Genomic DNA, 16,443 nt, shown 5'->3' with positions numbered 1-16,443 from the left:
GACTCGTTTTCAAGTCAGGGGCCGATGCGCGAAAAAACAGCCCCGGCGGCCGCCGAGGCTGTTCGTGCGTGACGATTAGCAATCGAAGTACAAGGCATACTCGTGCGGGTGAATGCGGATGGAGACCGCCTTCGCCTCGGCGCGCTTGTACTCGATATAATTTTCGATAAATTCCTTCGTGAATACGTTGCCCGCCGTCAAGAATTCGTAGTCCGCTTGGAGCGCGTCGAGCGCTTCGTCCAAGGAGCCCGGAACGCTGCGGATGTCCTTCTTCTCTTCGTCCGTCAATTCGTATACGTTCTTGTCGACCGGACCGTAACCCAATTTGCGCGGGTCGATCTTGTTCTGGATGCCGTCGAGGCCAGCCATGAGCATCGCCGCGAACGCGAGGTACGGGTTCGCCGTGGAGTCCGGCGTACGGAACTCGATGCGCGCGCCCTTCGGCGTTACCGCTGCGATCGGAATCCGAACCGCCGCGGAACGGTTGCCCTTCGAGAAGACGAGGTTCACCGGCGCTTCGTAGCCAGGAACGAGACGCTTGAAGGAGTTCGTGCTCGGGTTCGTGAACGCGATCAATGCCGGCGCGTGGTGCAAAATGCCGCCGATGAAGAAGATCGCAAGCTCGGACATGTTTGCATATGCACCCTTCTCGTAGAACAACGGGTTGCCGTCCTTAAAGATGGATGTGTGCACGTGCATCCCGCTGCCGTTGTCGCCGAACAGCGGCTTCGGCATGAACGTTGCGACTTTGCCGTATTGGCGAGCCGTGTTGTGCACGATGTATTTGTACTTCATCAAGTTATCGGCCGTCTTCACGAGCGTATCGAAGCGGAAGTTGATTTCGCCTTGGCCCGCCGTCGCGACTTCGTGGTGATGACGGTCGATGCGGATGCCCGCTTCCATCATCAAGCGGCACATCTCGCTGCGGATGTCCTGCTGCGTATCGACCGGCTGCACCGGCACGTAGCCGCCCTTAACGGGAACCTTAAATCCGAGGTTGCCGCCTTCTTCTTTACGGCCCGTGTTCCAAGCCGCTTCTTCGGAGTCGACTTCGAAGTACGACTTGTTCATGCCGGACTCGTAACGCACGTCGTCGAAGATGAAGAATTCGGACTCCGGCCCGAAGTATGCCGCGTTGCCGATGCCCGTCGACAGCAGGTATTCTTCGGCTTTGTTGGCGATGCCGCGCGGATCGCGGTCGTAACGCTCGCCTTCTGCCGTAAAGATATCGCACATAATGATCAACGTCGGGTGCGCCGTGAACGGATCTACATAAGCCGTCTCCGTTACCGGCATCATGACCATGTCGGAGTTTTCGATGCCGCGGAAGCCCGGGATCGAGGAACCGTCGAACGCTACGCCGTTAACGAATGTCTCTTCGTCGATTTCGACGGCAGGTAAGGAAATGTGCTGCGCTTTACCGGAAAGACCTACGAAACGGAAATCCACCCATTCGATATTCTTTTCCTTGATCAATTGAAGTACGTCTTGAGCCGACATGCCTGAATACCTCCCAATTCCGAACATTAAGTGTGTGATTAGTGCGAAACGTTCACTAATTCTCAAAACCTTGTCGTAATTATAAACCCGCTTTTCATTAGCGTCAATAGTCATGTAAGGTATTTTTGGAGATCATGTTAGCTATACTCACACTTTTGCGAATCTCGCGCGCAGGCCCCGAAAATCGCCGAATTCCTTGTCTGGCGCGGTTTTTCGGATGTCCGAAGGGACGAGTAAGGGTTTACATTTTCCAAAGATTGACATGTCTTGTCCGCACAAAGAAGCCGCCCCCTTCGGGACGGCTTATGCCTTGCTTTATTTATTTCAGTGCCGCGACCGGCTGTTTTACCGTATCGAACGACTTGCCCACGAGCGGCGCCAGCTGCTGCAGCTCGCGAAGCAGCGTCTCGAATTGATCCGGGAACAACGACTGCACGCCGTCGCCCGTCATCGAGTTGTCCGGGTCCGTATGCATCTCGACGATCAAGCCGTCGGCGCCGGCGGCGACCGAAGCTTTGGACATCGTCGCGACCAGCTCGCGGCGCCCTGTCCCGTGGCTCGGGTCGGAAATGACCGGCAGATGGCTCAGCTGCTTCATGACCGGGATCGCTGACAAGTCGAGCGTATTTCGCGTGTACGTCTCGAACGTCCGGATACCGCGCTCGCACAACATGACGTTCGGGTTGCCGCCCGCCAAGATGTACTCGGCCGCGTTCAACCATTCGTCGTACGTCGCGCTGAAGCCCCGCTTGAGCAGCACCGGCTTGCCGCAAGTGCCCAGCTTGCGCAGCAGATCGAAGTTTTGCATATTGCGCGTGCCGACCTGCATAATATCCGCGTATTGGGCGCAGACGTCGACGTATTCCGGCGTCATGACTTCCGTGATCGTGACGAGCCCATATTTCTCGCCGGCCTCCGCCATCCACTCGAGCCCCTCGACGCCCACGCCTTGGAAGCTGTACGGACCGGTTCTCGGCTTGAAGGCGCCGCCGCGCAGCACCTGCGCTCCGGCCGCTTTGACGTGCGCCGCGATCTCCATAATTTGCCCGCGGTTCTCGACCGCGCACGGACCGCCCATAATGACGAGCTCGTCGCCGCCGATCTTCACGCCTTTAATATCGATGATCGTATCCTCAGGATGAAAGTCGCGGCTGGCGAGCTTGTAAGATTTCGAAATTTTAATGACGCTTTCTACCCCGCTCATCTGGCGCAGCTGCTCGGCGAGCGTCGGCTCCGCTTTCCCGATGATGCCGACGACCGTCCGATCCGTTCCCTTAGAGACGTGCGCTTGCAGGCCGCGTTTCTCGATGACCCGCACCACATCCTGAATTCTATCTTCTCCCGCTGCATTCGATAATATAGCGATCATGTTCCCCACTCCTCATGATTGGACTGTCACTTTCATACTTCGACGCGTATACGCTTCTTCGCTTCTACGCTTTTAACCACTAAAGCAACTATACCGGAAAACGAGCTCCGCCGTCAAGCCCTATCTTGCCGCGGGGAGCCCGTATTTTCCGATCCGTATTCTACTATTCGATCAGCGTTCTTTCACCGTCGGAAGCAGCTTGTTCGGATTCAGCGTGCGAGCGATCGCCCACGTCGCCTCGTCGTTCGGGTCGAACGCCTCCAGGTACGCGATCACTTCCTTCGTGACCGGCGTCGGCGTCGACGCGCCCGACGTGACCGCCACTTTCCGCAGCGGCGTCAGCCACTCCGGACGAATTTCCGACACGTCGGATACCCTGTACGCCTTCACGCCCGCAATGTCCTCGGACACCTGAGCGAGCCGGTTCGAGTTGTTGCTGCGCGGGTCGCCGACGACGATGACAAGATCCGCGAGCGACGCCTGCTCCGCCACCGCTTCTTGCCGCACCTGCGTCGCAAGGCAAATTTCGTTGTGAATTTCGGCTCGGGGATACTTGTCGGTCACCCGCTTCATAATATGCCGAATATCCCATTGGCTCATCGTCGTCTGATTCGTCACGAGCACGCGGACGTCGTCCGGAATGGCCAAGCTCTCGATCTCTTCCTCGCGCTCGATCAGGTGCACCTTGTCCGGCGCGACGCCGACGGCGCCCTCCGGCTCGGGATGCCCCTTCTTGCCGATATAGATCACTTCATATCCTTGCGCCGTCTTCGCCCGAATGAGATCATGCGTCTTCGTCACGTCCGGGCACGTCGCGTCCACGATCGTCAGCCCTTTCGCCGCGGCGCGCTCGCGCACCTCCGGCGATACGCCGTGAGCCGTGAAGATGATCGTTCCCTTCTCGACCTGCTCTAGGATGTCGAGCCGGTTCGGGCCGTCCAGCGTAATGACGCCCTCGCGTTCGAACGCTTCCGTGACGTGCGCGTTATGCACGATCATGCCCAATATATATATCGGGCGCGGCAACTCCAGGTTGCGGGCGGTTTGCAGCGCGAGCACCATCGCATCCACGACCCCGTAACAGTAGCCGCGCGGCGAAATTTTCACGACTTCCATCGCGTGTCACTCCCTCTCGTCTCTCCATTATAATGGAAAACGATCGCGGAAGCACACGATGCCGGAAAACGCCGCCGCTTCGTTACAGCTGCCCAGAACCGGCGCGTTCGGCCGGCGCGTGCGTCAGCCCGGCGGCAGCACCGGCGGCGCGTGCTCCTCCGGCGGCGCGGCGCGCAGCCAGACGACGAACGACGTACCGCCGCCGGGCCGCGTCATCACCTCGACGGAGCCGTCGTGCTCGTCGACGATCCACCGCGCGATCGACAGGCCGAGGCCGGTGCCGCTCGTCTCGCCGCGCGAGGCGTCCGCGCGATAGAAGCGCTCGAAGATGCGCGGCACATGCTCCTTCTCCATGCCGATGCCTGTATCGCGAATGCGAAAGCCCACGTCGGAACCGTCCTCCGACCGGAGCGCGGACAGCTCCACCTCGCCCGACGGCGTATACTTGAACGCGTTCTCGATGAAGATGAACAGCAGCTGACGCAAGGCGTCCGCGTCGCCGATGACCGCCGCGCCGCCAAGCGCGGACAGGTCGCCCACGACCCATTGCGCCGTCCGCGGCAGATGCGCCGCCTTGCGGGCGACCTCCTCCGCAAGCGGGAGCAGCTCGACCCGTTCCTTGCGCATCTTATGCCCGGCATCCGCCCGCGCCAGCATCAGCAGGTCGTTCACCATCCGGCTCATGCGCTCCGCCTCGCCGGCGATATCCCGCACCGATTCGAGCGCCGCGTCCGACTGCGACTCGTCCACGCCGCGCAGCGCCCCTTCGTCCCGCCAGCGGCGCCACATCTTCTCGAGCAGCTCGACGTTGCCGCGAATCGTCGTCAGCGGCGTGCGCAGCTCGTGCGACGCATCCGAGACGAATCGCCGCTGCGCGCGCACCGCCCCCTCCAGCTCCCCGTAGGCGGTCTGTATGCGCGACAGCATGCCGTTGATCGTGGAGGTCAGCCGCCCGATCTCGTCCGGAGGCCCGTCGTATTCGATCCGATGGCCGAGATCCTCGGCTTCGCCGATGCGATTCGTCGCCTCGATGACGAGCTCGATCGGCTGAAGCGCCTTCCGCGCCAAAAACCATCCGAGCGTGGAAGCGAGGGCGAGCGCGAGCAGCCCCGTCATCGTCAGCACGGTGCGCAAATATGCCAGCGTCTTCTCGAGGTCGTCCACCGTCGTCGCCACCTGCAGGAAGCCGACGTACGCGTCGGTACCGGGAATCGCCATCGGCCGGCTGTAAATCAGCACCGTGTTCGCGCCGATGCGCCGCTCCATGAACGACGCCGTCGCCAGCGGCGCGCCGGCCTCGACCCCGGCAGGCAGCGGCAGCTGCCCGTTAATGTTCTTCTGCCAGACGTTGCCGTTCGCGTCGACCATCTGCAGGAAGTAGCCGGAATACGCGAACTCGTCGAGCGCCGGGAACTGCGGGACGACGCGCGGCCCGTAAAAGAGGCTCCATCCGACGCGTACCCCGACCTCCCGTTCGATTCGCTCGGCGAGCGATTCCATATCTTTCTTCTCTGCGGTCGTCAAAATGAAGGATACTAGGATATATACGGCCACGCAGAACGCGATCACCGTCACGCCCAGCACGGCGCTGTACCATAACGTCAGCCGGAGGCGGATGCTCATCCCTTATCGCTCCTCAGCACGTAGCCCGCGCCCCGCACCGTCTGGATGAGCCGCTTCTCCCCGCGTTCCTCCAGCTTGTTCCTCAGCATCGCCACGTACACTTCCAGCACGTTCGATTCGCCGCTGTAATCATAACCCCATATTTTTTCCATCAGCACGTCGCGCGACAGCACGCGCCGAGGGTTGGACAGGAACAAGTGCAGCAGCTCGTACTCCTTCGCCGTCAGATCGATCCGCCGGTCTCCTCGGACCGCCTCCCGCGTATCCGGATTCAACGACAAATCCTCGAACGACAGCCGGTTCGCTTCGTCCGCCCCCGTTTCGCCCCGAGCCCCGGCGCTGCGGCGAAGGAGCGCCCGAACCCGCGCCAGGAGTTCCTCGAGCGCGAACGGTTTAATCAAATAATCGTCCGCCCCGGCGTCGAGCCCGCGGACGCGGTCGCCAATTTCGTCTTTCGCCGTCAGCATCAGCACCGGCACCCGGCTCCCGGCCTCCCGCAGACGGCGGCATACTTCCCACCCGTCGATACCGGGCATCATAATATCGAGCACGATCAAATCCGGCTCCTCGAGCCGAATCGACTCGAGCCCTTCGGCGCCGCTTCTCGCCGTACGCACCCTATACCCCTCGAACGCCAATCCGCGGCGCAGCATCGAAGTAATTTTCTCGTCGTCGTCGATGACGAGGATCGCTTCCCTCACGCAGCCCGCCTCCTCTCTTTCCGATCCGTCCCCACTTGGCAAACAGCCGCTTACCTACTATCCTAAAAAAATCTTCGACCGAAGTCCATCGATTCATGGCCCTGCCCGCCGCAGCTCGGCCCTGCCCGCCCTCGCCGGACGCGAAGACGGCCGAACGGGTCCATCCCGTTCGGCCGATGTATTGAACCGCCTTATTGCGCCGCCGCGTCGTTCCGGTCGCCGACCGTAACGGTCACCTTCACCTTCTGCCCGTTGCGGATCAGGTCGATCGCCAGCTTATCGCCGGGCTTCTTCGAGCCGATGATATCCATTAAATCCTCGGCGTTCTTCACTTCTTTCCCATCGATACCGACGATCACGTCGTACTGCTGAATGCCCGCCTCATACGCCGGAGTGCCGAGCAGCACCTGCGTGACGAAGGCGCCGTCCGTGTCGGACAGCTTCAGGTCGTCCAGGAATTCCTCCGGCACGTTCTCGATGCCTATGCCGATATACGGCCGCGGAATCGCCTTGTTCGCCTTGAGCGACTCCAGTACGTCATTGATCGTGCTCGTCGGGATCGCGAAGCCGATGCCTTGCGCCTGCGAGTTGACCGCCGTGTTGATGCCGATCACCTCGCCGTTCAGATTCAGCAGCGGACCTCCCGAGTTGCCGGGGTTAATGGAAGCGTCGGTCTGAAGCAGCGCTTGATAATTCCGCGTGCCGTCCGAATCCGGAATGGCGATCTCGCGCTCCTTCGCGGACAAGACGCCGACGGTCACCGTATGATCGAACTCGTAAGGGTTGCCGATGGCGACGACCCAATCGCCCACCCGGATCGAATCGGAGCTGCCGAGCGGCAGCGTCGGGAAGTCGGACTTGCCTTCGATCTTCAGCACCGCGAGGTCCAAGTCGTACGCCGTGCCAAGCACCTTAGCCACGTAGGGCTCCTTCGTCCCTTCGACGACGACCTCGACCTTCTCCGCGCCGTTGATGACGTGCTCGTTCGTCAGGATATACCCTTCTTTATCGAAAAAGAATCCCGACCCCGACCCCGACGGCACGAGCTGTCCGGCGCCCGACCGAGGCTGCTGCGGCACCTCGAAAAACTGGTCGAAGAAGCTGGAGCCCGACCGTACGCGCTGCGTAGCGTACGTCTGAATTTTGACGACGGCCGGAGACGCGATATCCACCAGCTCGGCGATCGTATTCGGCCGCACGACGTCCATCGCCGCCGTCGTCACCGCGCCGTTCGCGCCCGACACCGCGACGGCCGTCGACGCGCCGCCGCCGCCCGCCCCCGTCGCCAGCACGTCGCTGCCCGAGAACAAGTTCATCTTGTCGCTCGCGAACATGAGGCTCCCGACGACGAGCGCGCCGGCGAGGAACGAGGCCACGACCGAGCGGAACGGCGATCGGCGAGACGGCCGCGCATCGGCGTTATACGACCATGCAGGCTGCGTTCTCGCCGTCTGCACCATCGGGTACGTGCGCAGCTCCCGCGGCGGCGTCATCTCTACGGACGGCGCGGGACGCGGCTCTTCCCGCGTCTCGTCTCGGTACGGCGAAGCGTCTTCCCGGCTCCGTTCGCCCGGGACGCGTCCATAGGTGAAGTAATGATAGTCTTTGTCCTTCTTATCGTGATCGTTCATAACGAATGCAGCCTCCTTAGTAACTTACTGGTTTTCCTTGGCTCTATTGTGAACCACGAACCTTAAAGTTACCTTAAAGCAGGCTAAATTCGCGCTGAAAATCGGCGGATCAGGCGAAGGACGACGCGACCGCCCGGAGTACGTCCTTCGCTTTCGTCACATACTCCGGCGATACCGAAGCGTCGGGATCGACCGGCGCCTGGAATTGATTGACCGTCGCGGTGAGCAAGTATAAGTGAGCGTCATGGTCGTCCCCGTCGTTGTATAGATGCCGCAGCACGTACGGGGTGCCGACGACGACGCGCGTGCCGGGCTGCGGCGCGTCCGGATCGATCTGTCCGTGCGATACCTCGAACGGAATGCGGAGCCATACGGTTTGCTTCTCGCCGTCGAGACGGCGGTCGAAGCAGCCTTGATTATAATCCCAATTGCCGCCCAACGTGAATTGCTGGCGTTCGAGCTTATCCTTTAGCTCCGCGAAGTCCAGCTCGCGGTTCGTTAATTCGGACTCTAAAGAAATCAACGCAAGCGTCCCCCCTACCCAATTTTACTTAGAGTAGGCGTCTCTTCCGCCGATTATGTATCAAACCCGCAAATCGATGCCCACGACGCCGCCGGCGCCGCCCTCGTACCGGACGGCAAGCGTAATGCAGGGGCGCTTCGTGATCGCCGAGACGTACGGATCCGAGACGTAGAGCTCCCCCGCCATCGCTCGCTTCCACCATTCCCGGTGCCGCGCATGCAGCAGTCCCGCCGCGGGTTCCGAGAAAATAAACCGCCCGTCCGGATCGTTCGACCAGACGGCTTCGACGCCCGAGTGCGTCGAGAGCGGCCGCTGCAGAATTTCCTTGTGGCGCTCTTTATCGAGCCCTGCGGCCTTCAGCTCGCCGGCCAGCTGCCGCAAGATGCGTTTGCCCTGCTCGACGTCGACGCCCGCGATATCCGACGGCTCCTCTTCCCGGAGCGCCAAGATCGACGAAATCAACTCGCTTGAAGCCTGCTGCAAACCGGCCCCGACCGTCTGCAGCGATTCCACGCCTTCCCGCTGCCGCTGCATGTCGGCCATCGTCTGTTCGACGCTTTGCGCCGTCTCCTCCCCGAGCTCCGCCGCTTCGCCCACCATCTCGGCCGTGCGCGACAGGCGAACGCGCTGCTCTCGGTTCGCGTCGGCCACCTCGAGGGCCGAGTCGTGCACCGCCGCGACCGACGAAGACGCCTCGCCGAGGCTGCGCTCGATATCCCGGCCGTGCCCGATCGCCCGCTGCACGGACGCCCGTTCCGTCTCGACGGACGCCACCACCTCGGCGGCGCCTTGCTCGATCTCCTCCACCATTCGCGAGGAGCGCTGAACCGCTTCGTGACTTTGCTCCGCGAGCTTCTTGATTTGCTGCGCCACGACGACGAAGCCGCGGCCGGCTTCCCCGGCGCGGGCCGCCTCGATGGAAGCGTTCAGCGCCAGCAGGGACGTCTGCCCGACGATCTCGCGAAGCAGCTCGTTAATTTCTTCGATATGACGCATACGCTCCGTCGAGGTCTTCACCTGGCGCACCATCGAATCGTTATGACGTTCCAATTCCGACAATACCCCGACGGCCTGCTCGACCGTCGCGCGGATGTCCCCCATATTCGCACGGGCGAGCTCGCTTTCCCGCTTCATCCGATCGGACAGCGTGTGCACGCGCTCCGCCTGCGCGTCGGCCTCCTTCATCCAGATCATCGTCTGCTTCAAGCGGCTCATGACGTGGAGGCTGCGCTTGCGCAGCTTGTCGCCGGCCGCCGAGGAGCGCTCCGCGATGTCGTTCAGATGGTCGGCCGCCCGGCCCAAATCGTCGACGCTGGCGATGAGTCGGTCCGCAAACACTTGCGATTCGTTCAGGAACGACTCGATGACGTCTGACGAAGCGTTGTTTCTCACGCTCTTTGCGTCAGATTTACTATCAGTCTTCTTCCAAAACATCCACCACACACCCGCCACCCCCTAAATTACGTTACTTTTCCTAACATTATAGTACCGCAACAGGCAAAAGAAAAGAGGAACGCGAACGTTCCTCCAAGTTTCTCCCGCATGATTCGGTTATACGGCCAGCTTTCGACGTTCATCCTCGCGGATCATGTCGTTGAGTCGGTCCAATTCCTTCTCGTCCAGCTTTCCGTTTCCTTTATATATGACGCGAACCTTCACTTTTTTCTTGCCCCATTCGTCGTACACCTGCTTCGTCGTCTCGAAGAACAGATCGATCTTCTTGCCCTTGATCGCCGAACCTGTGTCGGCGACGACGCCGTACCCGTAGCCCGGGATATGCAGCACCGTTCCGATCGGGAACACTTTGCGGTCGGCGGCGATCGTCGAGAAGATGTCCCGACGTACTTTGACGCCGGAGTACGTGATGCCGTACTGCGGATGATCGGGCGTCTTGCCCGTCGATTCCACGCCGGCCGTGTAGCCGGTCGCCGTCACTTCGATTTCGTCGTATTCTTTGAGCTTGTCGGCATGGAGCACCGGCACCGCCTTCGCCAACTTCATCCACTGCGCCTTCGACTTCACGTTCGCTTGAAGCAGCTGCACGATCGTCGGCCGAGCCGCCGGCGAGCCGAGCTTCGTAGCGGGCGCAAGGCCGTGCAGGCGAGCTGGGAAGTCCGTTTGCAAAGAAGGCAGCGGCCGCTCGGACTCTTCCAAATGCGCGCCTAGTATTTTACTATCTCCGATCGGTCCGATCGTCGTAATCAGTAGGAACGCGGCCAAGCTCATGATCGCCGTTCGCAGTGTGACGGCTCCCGTCGTTGTCATCATTTGGTTCCATCCCCCCATACCATGAGGGTGTCCAGGCCAATAGGTTATTATACATATTCATCCTATTTTTTGCCTGACGAGGGGATGAAAACCCGATAGACGCCGCTAGTTTAGTAGACCTTGCCGCCGACTTCCTGCTCGATCATGCGAATCGCTTCCTCGACCGGGAACGCGCCGATATCGCCGTCGCCGCGGCGCCGCACCGAGACCGTGCCGGCGCTCTGCTCGTTCTCGCCGACGACGAACATGTACGGGATGCGCTCGAGCTGCGCCTCGCGAATTTTATAACCAAGCTTCTCGTTGCGCAGGTCGGCGTCGGCGCGCACGCGGGATGCCTGCAGCTTCTCCTGCACCTGCTTCGCGTAGTCCGCGAATTTGTCCGACACCGGAATGACGACCGCCTGGACCGGCGACAGCCACGTCGGCAGCGCGCCGACGAAGTTTTCGAGCAGGAACGCCGTCATGCGCTCCATCGTCGAGATGATGCCGCGATGGATGACGACCGGACGATGCTTCTGCCCGTCCTCGCCGACGTACTCGAGCTCGAACCGCTGGGGCAGCAAGAAGTCAAGCTGCGCCGTGGAGAGCGTCTCTTCCTTTTTCAGCGCCGTCTTGATTTGTACGTCCAGCTTCGGCCCGTAGAACGCCGCTTCGCCCTCCGCCTCGAAATACGGCAGGCCGAGATCCTCGACGACCTCCTTGAGCATCCGCTGCGACATCTCCCACATCGCGTCGTCGTCGAAATATTTTTCCTTGTTCATCGGGTCTCGGTACGACAAGCGGAAGCGGTAGTCCTCGATGCCGAAATCCTTGTATACGTGCTGGATGAGCTGCACGACGCGGGCGAACTCTTCCTTGATTTGATCCGGGCGGCAGAAGATGTGCGCGTCGTTGAGCGTCATCGCGCGCACGCGATGAAGGCCTGTGAGCGCGCCGGACATCTCGTAGCGGTGCATCGTGCCGAGCTCGGCGATCCGGATCGGCAGATCCCGGTAGCTGCGCATGTCGCTCTTGTACACCATCATGTGGTGCGGGCAATTCATCGGACGGAGCACGAGCTCCTCGTTGTCCATGATCATTTTCGGGAACATGTCTTCTTGGTAATGCTCCCAGTGGCCGGACGTCTTATACAGCTCTACGTTCGCGAGCACCGGCGTATAGACGTGGCTGTAGCCGAGGCGCTCCTCGAGATCGACGATGTAGCGCTCCATGATGCGGCGCAGCTTCGCGCCCCGCGGCAGCCAGAGCGGCAGCCCTTGGCCGACCTCGCGGGAGAACGCGAACATCTTCAGCTCGCGGCCGATCTTGCGATGATCCCGCTTCTTCGCTTCTTCAAGCAGCTGCAGATGCTCGTCGAGCTGCGCCTTCTTCGGGAACGCCGTGCCGTAGATGCGCTGCAGCATCTTGTTCTTCGCGTCGCCGCGCCAGTAGGCGCCCGCCACGCTCAGCAGCTTGAACGCCTTAATGCGGCCCGTGGACGGCAGGTGCGGCCCGCGGCACAGATCGAAGAACTCGCCTTGATCGTACAACGTGATCGACTGATCGCTCGGAATCGCCTCGAGCAGCTCGACTTTGAGCGGATCGTTGATCCCTTTGAAAATGGCCTCCGCCTCTTCCCGGCTCACCTCGCGGCGCGTAATGGCCAGGTTTTCGCCGACGATGCGCTCCATCTCCTTCTCGATCTTCGGGAAATCCTCCACGGAGATCGGCGTATCGAGGTCGATATCGTAGTAGAAGCCGTCCTCGATGACCGGTCCGACGCCGAGGCGGACGTTGTCCGCGCCGTAGATGCGCTTGATCGCTTGAGCGAGCAAATGCGCCGTGCTGTGGCGCAGCACCTCGAGCCCCGCCTCGGATTCGAGCGTGACGATCTCGACGGCGGCGTCGCCCTGCAGCGCGTAATTCAGATCCACGGACTTGCCGTCCACCTTGCCGCCCACTGCGTTCTTCTTGAGGCCCGAGCTGATCGAGCCCGCGATGTCCTCGACCGTGACGCCGGATTCGTATTCCCGAATCGAGCCGTCCGGCAGCGTTACCTTCAACATGCATACCCCATCCTTTCGTCTTTGGAAAACAACAAAAAAAGCACCCATCCCTATGGTCATAGGGACGAATGCTTCCATTCGCGGTTCCACCCTAGTTCGCCCGACGGCTGTCGTTGCCGGTCGGCGCGCGCTTCGTTCACGGTTCTTCGTTCGGTAACGGGAACGTCCCGGCGTCGGCTACGGTCCGCCCCTGCGCAGGTCCGCGGATTCGCCGATGCGGCTCTCGAAGCGGTAAGCGGTTCGCGCGGTTCCGGAGAAGCTTGCAGCCGAGGCTTCTCTCTCTGGGCGGGGCGGCGAGTCGCTGTTGTCTTCGGTCGATGCCTGTCGATGTGTTTCGTGAAAATATGACATCATTATATGCAGATTGCCCCCCGCGCGTCAAGCGGCTTCCGCTACTTGCCCCCCCGCTCCTCGAGCCTCGGCAGGCAGACCGCGCAGTCGGTGCACAGCTCCGCCCGGCCTTCGAAGATCGTCAGGATCGTCTTGATCACCTGTTCGTCGGGCGTCCGGGAATGTACGTACAGCTTGCCGGGCGACACGGAGATGAGCGTGCTGACGATGACGTCCTCGTAGCTGATGTCTTTGTCGATCAACTCGACGACGAATTGATCCATCTGCTTCGTGTCGATCGGCAGCATCCGCTCGTTCAGCAGCGTGAAATCGTGATTGCCGTGATGCACGACGTGCGCGGCCGGTATTTTGGCTTCCTGAATGTATACGAAATATTTCAACAGCGCGATAAACTCCTGGTACTGACGCTCCATCATCCACTCGTCGACCGCGTACGCGACCGAATCGCGCAGCTCCTCGAGGTACGGCTCCGCACGGAATCGAAGGAAGCCTTCGACGTGAAGGAACCGTTCCTCGGCCAAGTACGCTTCGATCGCCCCCGCTAGCTTGGCGACGCGCCGCTCGTAGAAGACGTCGCCTTCGGCTCGGGAAGCCAGCTGCTTATCGCATTGCGCCCGCACCTCGGCCGCGCCTTCGCGGTCGTCCGCGCCGACCTCCTTCGCGATGCACCGGTCGAGCAGCGTACGTTCGTACCCTTCTATAATAGCCGCGGCGAGCGGGCGGGCCGCGGCGCAGCGCGCCTTCGCGGCTTCCTCCTCGCTCGCCCCGGCGAGAACGCAGACGATGCCTGTCCCGCCCGTAAGCGGAACGCGGCGAAGCTCGACGTCGTCCCGAACGGACGCCGCTTCGCCGATGTTCTCGCGCATCGCTTCCGCGATTCGCTCCGCATCGATGTCGGCGGGGTTCACAAGCAGAGTGAACAGCTCCATGATGACTCCCCTCCCCTTCCCTTTATAAGAGTATATGGTCGCTCTACAAGGGATATACAACCAAACGTTGGAAGGGGGAGAAGCGCGACGCTGCCAAATAAAAAGCCCCGCCGGGTTCGGCGGAGCGCGCCTTACGGAGACGTTCGCTGCCCGCGATACGCCCTCGGCGTGAGGCCGGTCGCATTCTTAAAGAGCGCGTTGAAATATTTCATGTCGCGGTAGCCTGCCTGCAGGGCGATCGAGGCGACCTTCTCGTTCGTCGCGGCGAGCCGCTCGCAGCAATACTCGATGCGGCACTTATGCAGGTAATCCAGGAACGACATGCCGAATCGCTCCTTGAACCGCCGGCGAAGGTGGCGCTCGCTGAGCCCCGCCTCCTCGGCGTAAGCTCGCGCGAGATGCTCGTCGCCGGGAAAGCGGCGCATCCGCTCCGCCATCCGGTCGAGCGACGCGTCGGTGTCCCGCGGGCGGCCGGGCGGCTTCGCCGCGTCCTCGTTCCCGCCGGGAGCCGCCTCCTGGAGCCGCGCGAACTGCACGAGCAGCCGCAGCGTCTCCGCCTGCACGACGGTCAAGTAATCCGGACGGCGCTGCCGGCACTCCTCCAGCATGACGTCGAAGGCGCGCTGCAGCGAGCCGTCCGCGTCGCGGACGCGAACCCACGGCTGCTCCGGGAAGGACCGCTCCAGCATGGCGCGAAGCCGGGAATCCGGCTCCAGCGCCTGCAGCAGCCGGTCCGCGAACCGCTCGTCGAAGATGCAATTGTATACGATCAGACGACCGACGCCCGGGGAAGGGGTCGACGGCCGAAACACGTGCGACACGCCGATCGGCAAGTAAAACGCATCCCCTTTGGAGACGGGAATCGTTTCGCCCTCGATGTAATGGTACCCCCGGCCTTCGCCGACGTAGCTGAATTCGAAAAATTCATGCCGATGCTGCTCGAGCCGGAACGACTCCGTCACGCGGTTTACGTAGACGGGAACGTTTTCGGAAAAATATAAGCTGTTGCTCGTCACCGTAATCGTCTGCCGCATCGTACGCCCTCCTCGCTTTCTCCTAACTCTACTCCGAATCCTGCGGCGTGGCAACGGCGTCCGTCCGGAATCCCCCTCGATTTCGTCCGCATCGCCCCTATGTAAGGAAAGCGATTTCCTGAATAATAAGGAGAGTAATACTTGTATACCACGCGGAAATCGAACGGGAGGCATTAATAGATGAATGCGCATTGGCAAGCCGCTTGGATTTGGGGTTCGGGCGAAGAGAGTCCAAGAAACGAATGGCGGTGCTTCCGCCGAACCTTCGTGCCGGAAGGAGACGTCTTCGGGGCGAAAATCCGCCTCACCGCGGATTCCCGATACGTGCTGTTCGTGAACGGCGTACGGGTCGGTCGCGGCCCGGTGCGGTCTTGGCCGTTCGAGCTCGCCTACGACGAATACGACATCGGCCATCTGCTGACGCCGGGCGTTCCTGCGGTCGCGGCGGCGCTCGTCATGCATTACGGCATTACGACGTTCCAGTATTTGCGGGGGCGCGGCGGCTTGCTGCTCGAGCTGGACGGCGTGCGGGAGGCGGGAGGACAGCGCGTGATCACGGACGAACGTTGGAAAACGACCCTCCACCGCGGCTTCGAACGGCATGCGTCCCGGATTTCGTGCCAGTTGTCGTTCACGGAAACGTACGACGCACGGGCGTTCGGCGACGACTGGACATCGGCCGGCTACGACGACGCCGGCTGGGAGTCCGCCCGCGTCATCGGTCCCGCCGGGATGGCGCCGTGGACGAAGCTGGTCGAGCGGCCGATTCCGTATTTGACGGAGGAGCCCGTCTACCCGTCTAGGGTCGAGGCGCTCGGCGCCGTGCGGCCGGCGGCGTGGACCGCTGCGCTCGACGTGCGCGGGATCATGGATCCGGACAGCGCGAACCACGCCAACCCCGTCTCCTTTAACGGTCTGCTCGCGACGACCGTCGCGCTGGGGAGCGCGGCGACGCTTACGATCGGCGTCGTCGACGACGGCCGAACGCCGGCGCGCTGGACGATCGACGGCCGCGAGCCGCCCGAGAGCGCTTACCGCGGGGCGTATGAGGAGCGTTATATCGAGCTTTCCCTGTCGGCCGGCGAGCATCTGCTCGTCATGGATGTCACCGGCGGCAGCCATGGGCATGCGTTCCACCTCGGCTTCGACGCAGGCGGCGCGCCGTTCGACGTCCGCTCGCCGCTGCCCGCGCTCGGCGAGGATACGCCGTTCGTCGCGATCGGGCCGTTCGATCGCGCCGTCCATATCGACCACGCCGAAGCGCGCAAGCTGCGCCTCGACCACCCCGATTACGCCCGGGCGCGCGCCGTCTCCTCCGTCGCAGAGCTCGCCGCGCTCGGCGACTGGGTCCGC

Annotated in this window: 13 protein-coding genes; 1 reads left to right on the top strand and 12 read right to left on the bottom strand. The window is 61.9% G+C overall.

The genetic code is table 11. The features are described from left to right. Nucleotides 1-75 precede the first annotated feature (75 nt). From glnA to VEZ38_RS10145, 12 genes are all read right to left on the bottom strand, one after another. On the bottom strand, nt 76-1,500 hold the full coding sequence (glnA, locus tag VEZ38_RS10200; protein WP_324893254.1) for a type I glutamate--ammonia ligase: 1,425 nt from the start codon (nt 1,498-1,500) through the stop codon (nt 76-78). 319 nt (nt 1,501-1,819) lie between these two features. Continuing rightward, nucleotides 1,820-2,869, bottom strand: a complete 1,050-nt coding sequence (aroF, locus tag VEZ38_RS10195) for a 3-deoxy-7-phosphoheptulonate synthase (RefSeq protein WP_324893253.1) — start codon at nt 2,867-2,869, stop codon at nt 1,820-1,822. Between the two features lie 171 nt (nt 2,870-3,040). Beyond that, on the bottom strand, nt 3,041-3,985 hold the full coding sequence (locus VEZ38_RS10190; protein WP_324893252.1) for a 4-hydroxy-3-methylbut-2-enyl diphosphate reductase: 945 nt from the start codon (nt 3,983-3,985) through the stop codon (nt 3,041-3,043). Nucleotides 3,986-4,108: 123 nt separating this feature from the next. After that, complete coding sequence (locus VEZ38_RS10185; RefSeq protein WP_324893251.1) at nt 4,109-5,608, bottom strand: HAMP domain-containing sensor histidine kinase; 1,500 nt, start codon at nt 5,606-5,608, stop codon at nt 4,109-4,111. Further along, nucleotides 5,605-6,309, bottom strand: coding sequence for a response regulator transcription factor (locus tag VEZ38_RS10180; protein ID WP_324893250.1), 705 nt, complete (start codon nt 6,307-6,309; stop codon nt 5,605-5,607). Before VEZ38_RS10180 ends, VEZ38_RS10185 begins: the two co-directional genes overlap by 4 nt. A gap of 191 nt (nt 6,310-6,500) precedes the next feature. Beyond that, complete coding sequence (locus VEZ38_RS10175) at nt 6,501-7,940, bottom strand: S1C family serine protease (protein WP_324893249.1); 1,440 nt, start codon at nt 7,938-7,940, stop codon at nt 6,501-6,503. Between the two features lie 109 nt (nt 7,941-8,049). Then, the gene (locus VEZ38_RS10170; RefSeq protein WP_324893248.1) at nt 8,050-8,463 is read right to left on the bottom strand and encodes a YugN family protein; all 414 of its coding nucleotides are present in this window, start codon (nt 8,461-8,463) and stop codon (nt 8,050-8,052) included. Nucleotides 8,464-8,523: 60 nt separating this feature from the next. After that, nucleotides 8,524-9,855 (bottom strand): methyl-accepting chemotaxis protein, encoded by a 1,332-nt coding sequence (locus VEZ38_RS10165; RefSeq protein ID WP_324893247.1) that lies wholly within the window; start codon nt 9,853-9,855, stop codon nt 8,524-8,526. Between the two features lie 159 nt (nt 9,856-10,014). Next, the gene (locus tag VEZ38_RS10160; protein ID WP_324893246.1) at nt 10,015-10,731 is read right to left on the bottom strand and encodes a 3D domain-containing protein; all 717 of its coding nucleotides are present in this window, start codon (nt 10,729-10,731) and stop codon (nt 10,015-10,017) included. Nucleotides 10,732-10,841: 110 nt separating this feature from the next. Further along, the gene (gene thrS, locus VEZ38_RS10155) at nt 10,842-12,776 is read right to left on the bottom strand and encodes a threonine--tRNA ligase (protein ID WP_324893245.1); all 1,935 of its coding nucleotides are present in this window, start codon (nt 12,774-12,776) and stop codon (nt 10,842-10,844) included. A 392-nt stretch (nt 12,777-13,168) separates the two neighbouring features. Continuing rightward, nucleotides 13,169-14,056, bottom strand: coding sequence for a putative sporulation protein YtxC (gene ytxC / locus VEZ38_RS10150; protein ID WP_324893244.1), 888 nt, complete (start codon nt 14,054-14,056; stop codon nt 13,169-13,171). Between the two features lie 131 nt (nt 14,057-14,187). Beyond that, entirely contained in the window at nt 14,188-15,090 is a 903-nt protein-coding gene (locus VEZ38_RS10145) for an AraC family transcriptional regulator (RefSeq protein ID WP_324893243.1), read from the bottom strand. Between the two features lie 180 nt (nt 15,091-15,270). On the opposite strand from VEZ38_RS10145, the gene VEZ38_RS10140 reads away from it, so the two are divergent. Continuing rightward, a partial coding sequence (locus tag VEZ38_RS10140) for an alpha-L-rhamnosidase N-terminal domain-containing protein (protein WP_324893242.1) occupies nt 15,271-16,443 on the top strand: 1,173 nt, incomplete at its 3' end.

This window comes from Paenibacillus sp. (assembly GCF_035645235.1).
Classification (GTDB): Bacteria; Bacillota; Bacilli; order Paenibacillales; family YIM-B00363; genus Paenibacillus_AE.
This window is presented reverse-complemented; position numbering and strand designations above follow the sequence as displayed.

Bases quoted from the DNA above. Each gene is read 5' to 3' on its own strand.
- VEZ38_RS10145 (WP_324893243.1), bottom strand. From the start codon at position 15,090: ATGCGGCAGACGATTACGGTGACGAGCAACAGCTTATATTTTTCCGAA.
- VEZ38_RS10160 (WP_324893246.1), bottom strand. From the start codon at position 10,731: ATGATGACAACGACGGGAGCCGTCACACTGCGAACGGCGATCATGAGC.
- ytxC (WP_324893244.1), bottom strand. From the start codon at position 14,056: ATGGAGCTGTTCACTCTGCTTGTGAACCCCGCCGACATCGATGCGGAG.
- VEZ38_RS10185 (WP_324893251.1), bottom strand. From the start codon at position 5,608: ATGAGCATCCGCCTCCGGCTGACGTTATGGTACAGCGCCGTGCTGGGC.
- VEZ38_RS10190 (WP_324893252.1), bottom strand. From the start codon at position 3,985: ATGGAAGTCGTGAAAATTTCGCCGCGCGGCTACTGTTACGGGGTCGTG.
- aroF (WP_324893253.1), bottom strand. From the start codon at position 2,869: ATGATCGCTATATTATCGAATGCAGCGGGAGAAGATAGAATTCAGGAT.
- VEZ38_RS10175 (WP_324893249.1), bottom strand. From the start codon at position 7,940: ATGAACGATCACGATAAGAAGGACAAAGACTATCATTACTTCACCTAT.
- thrS (WP_324893245.1), bottom strand. From the start codon at position 12,776: ATGTTGAAGGTAACGCTGCCGGACGGCTCGATTCGGGAATACGAATCC.
- glnA (WP_324893254.1), bottom strand. From the start codon at position 1,500: ATGTCGGCTCAAGACGTACTTCAATTGATCAAGGAAAAGAATATCGAA.